This is a genomic window from Cupriavidus sp. 22TCCZM04-2, from assembly GCF_057798895.1.
Genome location: NZ_JBYOJS010000002.1, coordinates 530,157 through 537,758, shown reverse-complemented (window position 1 = coordinate 537,758; position 7,602 = coordinate 530,157). Strand labels below are relative to the sequence as shown.

Here is a 7,602-nt window from a genome sequence, read left to right as displayed (position 1 = left end):
CTCTGGAAAGGAGGTGATCCAGCCGCACCTTCCGATACGGCTACCTTGTTACGACTTCACCCCAGTCATGAACCCTGCCGTGGTAATCGCCCTCCTTGCGGTTAGGCTAACTACTTCTGGCAAAACCCACTCCCATGGTGTGACGGGCGGTGTGTACAAGACCCGGGAACGTATTCACCGCGGCATGCTGATCCGCGATTACTAGCGATTCCAGCTTCACGTAGTCGAGTTGCAGACTACGATCCGGACTACGATGCGTTTTCTGGGATTAGCTCCCCCTCGCGGGTTGGCAACCCTCTGTACGCACCATTGTATGACGTGTGAAGCCCTACCCATAAGGGCCATGAGGACTTGACGTCATCCCCACCTTCCTCCGGTTTGTCACCGGCAGTCTCTCTAGAGTGCCCTTTCGTAGCAACTAGAGACAAGGGTTGCGCTCGTTGCGGGACTTAACCCAACATCTCACGACACGAGCTGACGACAGCCATGCAGCACCTGTGTCCACTTTCCCTTTCGGGCACCTAATGCATCTCTGCTTCGTTAGTGGCATGTCAAGGGTAGGTAAGGTTTTTCGCGTTGCATCGAATTAATCCACATCATCCACCGCTTGTGCGGGTCCCCGTCAATTCCTTTGAGTTTTAATCTTGCGACCGTACTCCCCAGGCGGTCAACTTCACGCGTTAGCTACGTTACTGAAGAAATGAATCCCCAACAACTAGTTGACATCGTTTAGGGCGTGGACTACCAGGGTATCTAATCCTGTTTGCTCCCCACGCTTTCGTGCATGAGCGTCAGTGACGTCCCAGGGGGCTGCCTTCGCCATCGGTATTCCTCCACATCTCTACGCATTTCACTGCTACACGTGGAATTCTACCCCCCTCTGACATACTCTAGCCTGACAGTCACAAGCGCCATTCCCAAGTTAAGCTCGGGGATTTCACGCCTGTCTTATCAAACCGCCTGCGCACGCTTTACGCCCAGTAATTCCGATTAACGCTCGCACCCTACGTATTACCGCGGCTGCTGGCACGTAGTTAGCCGGTGCTTATTCTTCCGGTACCGTCATCCCCCCGCCGTATTAGGGCAGAGGTTTTCTTTCCGGACAAAAGTGCTTTACAACCCGAAGGCCTTCTTCACACACGCGGCATTGCTGGATCAGGGTTGCCCCCATTGTCCAAAATTCCCCACTGCTGCCTCCCGTAGGAGTCTGGGCCGTGTCTCAGTCCCAGTGTGGCTGATCGTCCTCTCAGACCAGCTACTGATCGTCGCCTTGGTAGGCCTTTACCCCACCAACTAGCTAATCAGACATCGGCCGCTCCTATCGCGCGAGGCCTTGCGGTCCCCCGCTTTCACCCTCAGGTCGTATGCGGTATTAGCTAATCTTTCGACTAGTTATCCCCCACGACAGGGCACGTTCCGATGTATTACTCACCCGTTCGCCACTCGCCACCAGGCCGAAGCCCGTGCTGCCGTTCGACTTGCATGTGTAAGGCATGCCGCCAGCGTTCAATCTGAGCCAGGATCAAACTCTTCAGTTCAATCTCTGTGTGGACCCGAAGGTCCTCGCTCTTTCGAGCGGTCGCTCACTCTCAGAAAACTGACTGACCAGATCCGAAAATCCAGTCACGTTTTGCTGTGCGAGCACTGTATAACTTGTGAAGCTCCGAAGCCCGAAGACTTCGTGCGTCCGCTACCCAGCGCCCACACTTATCGGTTGTTTGGTTGTTAAAGAACTTCGCTGCCGGCTTTGCCGTTCAGCGCGCTGCGTTGTCTGCAGCAGAGAAACGAGATTATGTAGCACTTTCTTCGTTTCGTCAACCAGGCCAGCAATCTTTTTTGCTCCGTTCGTCACGCCAACTTCGCGCCGCCGAACCACCCGATCAACCCCGCAACCCTTGCTGCGTCTGCTTTGCAGCGCCGCGGTGTGTTGCGAGGGGGCGAATATTACGGCGGCCCGCCGGCTTTGGCAAGCCATTCAGCGAAATAATTCGAGAAGCTCGAAAAGTAACGCTTTAGGCACTAGTACGGTCCCGCCGCCGGTGACTGTATAGAATCGTTACTCCCGGGCCGAACTCCGGCCCCTAATAAGGACAAGGAAGTTCGATGACTATCCAAGCGACGTGGCAGCCGAGCCAGGGCAATACGCTCTGCAACCTGAGCAATGGCGAGGCGAACTGGCAAGCCGACCTGGACCACTCCGCCGGCGGCAACCCGCAGTATCCGAACCCGCATGACCTGCTGGATTCGGCGCTCGCGGCGTGCACCGTGCTTACGCTCCAGCTCTATGCCAAGCGCAAGGGCTATGCCGTGGCCTCCATCCATGCCTCCGTGACCCATGAGGAGAGCAACGGCCGCTATGCGATGAAACGCGAGGTCCATGTCACCGGCGACCTCGACGCCAAGGTCCTGGAGGACTTGCTGCGCGTGGCCAACAAGTGCCCGGTGCACAAGTCATTGTCGGCCGAGATTGTCATCGACACCACGCTCTCCAGCTGATCGCGTCATCGTCCTGACCCACACCACGCGGTACGGTAGCAGGTGAGCAGGCCGGCGCCAGCGCCGAAGTCCGGATGTGCCGCGTTTGTGCGCTGCCCCACCAAGCTGATGGTGCCGAGCGCCGAGAACGCCGCTCTCTGTTTTGTAGGCAGCCAGCCGCACGTCTTACCATGATTAAAAAAGAAAAAGGCAGCACCTTTATCGCTGTGGAGCGGGGACACCTTGACGAATTACATCGAAGAATATTGCGCCCAGATCCGGCGCACGGGCGCTGCTGGCGTGATTGCCAAGCCCATTCTGGTCGGCCAGGACGGTACATACACGATGACGTACGTGCCGCACGAGCATCACAACTCCGGCGCCCGCCTGGTGCTGGTCAGTACGACGCCCGGACACGCCCATGTGCGGCTCGCGGCGGCGGTGACGGAGGAGTTGGTGCAGGCCCGCACGCCTGCCCGCGTGATTCAGCGCGAGAACAAGCGCCGCGTCGAACTGGGGGGCCAACTGGTCCGGCCTAACCTGATCCGCATGCTCGATCATTTCCGCGCGCCGGAACTGGTCGGACTGCCGCACGCTGCGGCGCTGTGGAACGAAGGCTTCGAGCAGTTCCAGCCGCTGGCCTTGCTGCCGTTCGCCACCACGCGCCGCGGGCTTGCCTTCGACGGCACGCTGGAAGACCTGCTCGCAACACCGATGCTGAGCGCCGCGTTCGACACCCGCTTCCTCGGCGCGATCCGGCAGATGCGCCCCGACGCCTTGTACATTGCGCTGGGCCGTACCGCGTGGGCCGGGCTGCGCCATGCGGTGAGCCGGCGCCTGCTGGCCCGGCACCAGTTGCTGGGGATGATGCCGGTCCCCGCGCGCGCTGGAAACATGGTGCGCTACTTCCTGCGCGAGATTCCCGCGCGCGACCTCTCGCCGAACGACCCTGTCCGCCACCGCGTCGAATGGCTCGACGCCGCCCACGCGGAACTGATGGCGAATGTCCAGAAGCGGCGCGCCGCCACCGTTCCCCCCACGGGCCCAAATTACCTGATCGCATGATCGGGACGCGAGCCAGGACACTGCCCCTACCAAAGAGGGGTCTCGATGCGCGCCATTGCGCCGATAAAGCCTCTTGAGGAAACTGACCTCCTCGCATTCCCGATTGGCGGCCCCTGTGCGGGCCGCGATTTTTTTCACGCTGTGCGCAGCGCTACGCCAGTTTTCCTGGCGGCCAGTCCTGTCCGCGCGATGCCAGCGACTGCCGCGCCTCGCCCCCACTCGCACCCCATCCCGGCATTGCCTGGCGCAACGGAAAGTGCGCCATCTCACTACAATTCAGCAATGTCCAGCAACCGGAGCGATACCGCCATGCCTACCCCGTCCAACCGGCGCGCACACAGGCAGACGGGATCGCTGCTGCGCGCCCTGCTGTGTAGTGCCACCTTGCTCGCAACCCCGGCGCTGCCAGCACAGGACGACCAGCCCGGCATCGCGTTCTCCGCCCTGCGTCCCGGCGCGCCGTTGCCGGCCGACTGGAAGAACCTGCCAGTCGTCCACGGCAAGGCCGAAACTCGCTACAGCCTGGTGAAGGATGGCGCCACCACTGTGCTGCAGGCCGACGCCAGCGCTGCGGCCTCGGCGCTGATGCACGAGGGCAATATCGACCTGGGCCGCACGCCGGTCGTCGCCTGGCGCTGGAAAGCGCAAGCCCCCATTGAAGGCGCCAATAACCATGAGGGGAGCAAGGAAGACGCTCCCGCGCGGCTGGTGTTCTTCTTCGAGGGCGACAAGGAAAAGCTCGCTTTCGGCGACCGCGCCAGCATTGATCTGGCCAAGCGCTTCGGCGGCGAAGACCTGCCCTACGCGACGCTGATGTATATCTGGTCGACCTCGGCGGCGCCCGGCAGCATCATCCCCAATCCGCACACGGGCCGCGTGCAGATGATCGTGGTCTCCGGCCGTCCTGGCGACGCAGGCCAGTGGCAGAACCTGCGCCGCAATATCGCGCAGGACTACGAACAGGCGTTCCACGAACCGCCCGGCAAGATCTCCGCCTATGGACTGCTGACGGATACCGACAATACCGGCGCCACGACGCGCGCCTGGTACGGCGACCTGCGCTTCCTCCCTGCGCGTTAGGCACTAGGCATGTGGCGGCGGCGTGGCCGCCGCGCTGGCCCTGAGCGCCTCGACGACCTGCGCCATCAGCCTCGTTCCGCCGGGGGCTGCGCTGCCGATGGCCTGCTGCACGCTGACCACCTTGTCGGCATCGTAGTGCCGGCCGGTGCCTGCCTCGGCCTCGAAATCATTGGCACGCTGCGTGATCGCGACCGGATCCGCGCTGACGAGCAGCACCGCATGTGCCAGCACCAGGTGGCGCTGGCCATCCGGCGCCTGCACGGCCGCGGGCTCGCGGCGCCAGTACTGGGCCGTTCCGGCGATCTTGCGCTCCTGCCCCGGCGAGCCCCAGGCGAGGTTGAAGCGGCCGTCGCAGAAGGAACCGTCCACCGCCTGCCAGTGGGTCTCGACGTCAAGCCGGCGCAGCGCCCGCCCGACGACCTCGCACAGGTGTAGATACACCGCCTCGCTCAGCGCGCCGGGGGGCCCGTCCACGCGGTACGCAAGGCTCAGGTTCAGGATGCCCGGGCCCTGCGGCACCAGCCCGCCGCCCGACATGCGCAACCAGACCGGGCAGCCGCGCCGCGCGAAGCTGGCGCGCGCCGCTTCGAACGGCTCGTATCGCAGGTAACTGCGCGGCACCACCAGCGAGACCGGCGCTTCCCACAACTGGGCAACCGGCTCCCCTTGCGCAGCCAGTTCGAGAAGCGCCAGTTCGGCCTGCAACGGATCGTCTTCGGCTGGATCGGCTTCGATGAACGCAAATGGCATGGAATTCGTCCTGGCAGTGGCCTGCCACACGATAGCAGGCCGCGCGAGACAAGGCGCGGCGCGGACGGTGCTACGGTCCGCCCGCGCCAACCACCTCAGCCGGCCAGGTGCTTGCGCAGCAGCGCGTTGAAGTCGCTGGCCTTTTCCATCTGGCTCATGTGCCCGGCATCGCCGAACACCTTCACCGTGGCGCCAGCCGGCGCGTTCTGCGCGTGCGCGCTGGGAATGATGCGATCCTGCGCGCCCCACACTACCAGCGTGCGCGTACCCGTATCCGCCAGCCGCTGACCAGGCAGTTCCCGCTGGCGGCCCTCGGCGAACAGGCTCGCGCCGAGCGTGGACAGCGATTCCTGCACGCCGTCGAGCCGCTTGTAGCGCAGCAGGTCGTCCAGCATCTGCCGGCTGACGAGCTCCGGGTTGGCGAACAGCAGCTCGACCACTGGCTTAAGTTCGCGCCGCGACTGCGCGCTGACAAAGCCCTCTGTATAGCCGTTGTTGATCTCATCGCCGAGGCCCGCCGGCGACACCAGCGCCACCGAGCGCACGCGCCGCGGCGCATCGACGGCGAGCTGCGCGGCAATGCCGCCGCCCATGGAGTGGCCCACCACGTGCGCCGCGTCGATGCCCACCGTGTCGAGGAATCGCGCTACAAAGCCGGCCATCTCCGCCAGCGTCGTGCCCGCGAGCCGCGGCGACGTCTGTCCGTGACCGGGCAGGTCAAGCGCCACCACGGTGTACGCGTCGGCGAGGGCGTCGAGGTTGAACAGCCAGTTGTCCAGGTCACCGCCAAATCCGTGAATGAAGAGCACCGCCTGCTCCGCGTTGCCCTTGCGGGCGTAGCGGACGCGGATGCCGTCGACGTCGGCATACTGGTACGTGGGTCCGGCCTCCTCCTCGCCGCCGTCGTCCGCCGGCGTTTCATAAGCCGCAATGTAGGCATCGATTTCCGCATCGCTCACCTCCGCTGACGCCAGCACGCCAAGCAATGCCTTGACCGGCAGCACGTCGCCCACACCGGCCACCTTGCGGCGCAGGGTGCCGGCGTCGGGCGCCTCGACGGCGTTGGCGATCTTGTCGGTTTCCACATCGAGGATCGGCATGCCCACCGAGATCTCGGCGCCTTCGTCGACGAGCCAGGCATTGATGGTGCCTTCCTTCATCGACAGGCCCCACTTGGGCATCACAATCGGAGTCATTGCTGTGGCCATCAGTGCTTGCCTCCCTTCATGGTCTTGCGCACCGCTGCCACCACGTGCGCGGCGCTGGGGATATACAGGTCTTCCAGCGTCGGCGAGAACGGCACCGGCGTGTGCGGCGGGCATACCATCTCGATGCCGGCCTTGAGTGCGCCGAACGCCTGCTGCGCCACCTGCGCCGAAATATCGGTTGCGATATTGCACCGCGGGCTCGCCTCGTCCACGACGACGAGGCGGCCGGTGTTTTCGACCGATTCGAGCACCGTGTCCATGTCCAAGGGCGATAGCGTGCGCAGGTCGATCACTTCCGCTTCCACGCCTTCCTTTGCCAGCGTCGCCGCCGCGTCCAGCGCGCGATGCACCATCAGCCCGTACGCAACGATGGTCACGTCCTTGCCGTCGCGCGCGATATTGGCCTCGCCGAACGGAATCGTATAGGCGCCCTCGGGAACGTCGCCCTCCAGCCCGTACAGGTTCTTGTGCTCGCAGAAGATCACCGGGTCGTTGTCGCGGATCGCCTGTATCAGCAAGCCCTTGGTGTCATACGGCGTGGACGGGCACACGACCTTGAGGCCCGGGATATGCGTGAACAGCGGCGTCAGCATCTGGCTGTGCTGCGCGGCCGCGCGGAAGCCCGCACCGACCATCGCGCGGATCACCACAGGCGTCTCGGCCTTGCCGCCGAACATGTAGCGGAACTTCGCGGCCTGGTTGAAGATCTGGTCGAAGCAAACGCCCATGAAGTCGATGAACATCAGCTCCGCGATGGGCCGCATGCCGCAGGCCGCCGCGCCAATCGCCGCGCCCACATAGGCCGATTCCGACAGCGGCGTATCGAGCAGCCGGTCGCCATGCTTGGCATACAGGCCCTTGGTCACGCCGAGCACGCCGCCCCAGGCGTCCTTTTCGCCGTCCGCGCCGGCGCCGCCGACAATGTCCTCACCCAGCATGATTACACTGGGGTCACGCGTCATTTCCTGGTCGATCGCCTCGTTGATCGCCAGCTTGATGCTCAGTTTGCGAGCCATGTTCTGTC

General features: G+C 63.7%; 6 protein-coding genes and 1 rRNA gene. 3 read left to right on the top strand and 4 right to left on the bottom strand.

Features of this window, described 5'->3' with window-relative positions; all coding sequences use genetic code 11:
• Positions 1-6: 6 nt before the first annotated feature.
• Positions 7-1,538: ribosomal RNA gene (locus tag AC3FKG_RS05825) — 16S ribosomal RNA — on the bottom strand.
• Between the two features lie 565 nt (positions 1,539-2,103).
• On the opposite strand from AC3FKG_RS05825, the gene AC3FKG_RS05820 reads away from it, so the two are divergent.
• From AC3FKG_RS05820 to AC3FKG_RS05810, 3 genes are all read left to right on the top strand, one after another.
• Positions 2,104-2,496, top strand: a complete 393-nt coding sequence (locus AC3FKG_RS05820) for an OsmC family protein (protein WP_483712620.1) — start codon at positions 2,104-2,106, stop codon at positions 2,494-2,496.
• 222 nt (positions 2,497-2,718) lie between these two features.
• Positions 2,719-3,540: a hypothetical protein gene (locus AC3FKG_RS05815; protein ID WP_483712622.1), complete on the top strand. Its 822-nt coding sequence runs from the start codon at positions 2,719-2,721 to the stop codon at positions 3,538-3,540.
• A 309-nt stretch (positions 3,541-3,849) separates the two neighbouring features.
• Positions 3,850-4,620 carry a DUF3047 domain-containing protein gene (locus tag AC3FKG_RS05810; protein ID WP_488742648.1) on the top strand — a complete coding sequence of 257 codons (771 nt, stop codon included), beginning with the start codon at positions 3,850-3,852 and terminating at the stop codon, positions 4,618-4,620.
• Positions 4,621-4,623: 3 nt separating this feature from the next.
• Here the strand turns inward: AC3FKG_RS05810 and AC3FKG_RS05805 are convergent, their stop codons facing one another.
• The 3 genes from AC3FKG_RS05805 to AC3FKG_RS05795 all read right to left on the bottom strand — a co-directional run bounded on the left by AC3FKG_RS05805 (position 4,624) and on the right by AC3FKG_RS05795 (position 7,594).
• Positions 4,624-5,370 (bottom strand): lipoyl protein ligase domain-containing protein, encoded by a 747-nt coding sequence (locus tag AC3FKG_RS05805; protein WP_488742647.1) that lies wholly within the window; start codon positions 5,368-5,370, stop codon positions 4,624-4,626.
• Positions 5,371-5,465: 95 nt separating this feature from the next.
• The gene (locus AC3FKG_RS05800; protein ID WP_483712626.1) at positions 5,466-6,578 is read right to left on the bottom strand and encodes an acetoin dehydrogenase dihydrolipoyllysine-residue acetyltransferase subunit; all 1,113 of its coding nucleotides are present in this window, start codon (positions 6,576-6,578) and stop codon (positions 5,466-5,468) included.
• Positions 6,578-7,594, bottom strand: coding sequence for an alpha-ketoacid dehydrogenase subunit beta (locus AC3FKG_RS05795; protein ID WP_211950366.1), 1,017 nt, complete (start codon positions 7,592-7,594; stop codon positions 6,578-6,580). Before AC3FKG_RS05795 ends, AC3FKG_RS05800 begins: the two co-directional genes overlap by 1 nt.
• Positions 7,595-7,602 lie beyond the last annotated feature (8 nt).

Coding starts and splice junctions, on each gene's coding strand:
- AC3FKG_RS05820 (WP_483712620.1), top strand. CDS start 2,104: ATGACTATCCAAGCGACGTGGCAGCCGAGCCAGGGCAATACGCTCTGC.
- AC3FKG_RS05810 (WP_488742648.1), top strand. CDS start 3,850: ATGCCTACCCCGTCCAACCGGCGCGCACACAGGCAGACGGGATCGCTG.
- AC3FKG_RS05805 (WP_488742647.1), bottom strand. CDS start 5,370: ATGCCATTTGCGTTCATCGAAGCCGATCCAGCCGAAGACGATCCGTTG.
- AC3FKG_RS05800 (WP_483712626.1), bottom strand. CDS start 6,578: ATGGCCACAGCAATGACTCCGATTGTGATGCCCAAGTGGGGCCTGTCG.
- AC3FKG_RS05795 (WP_211950366.1), bottom strand. CDS start 7,594: ATGGCTCGCAAACTGAGCATCAAGCTGGCGATCAACGAGGCGATCGAC.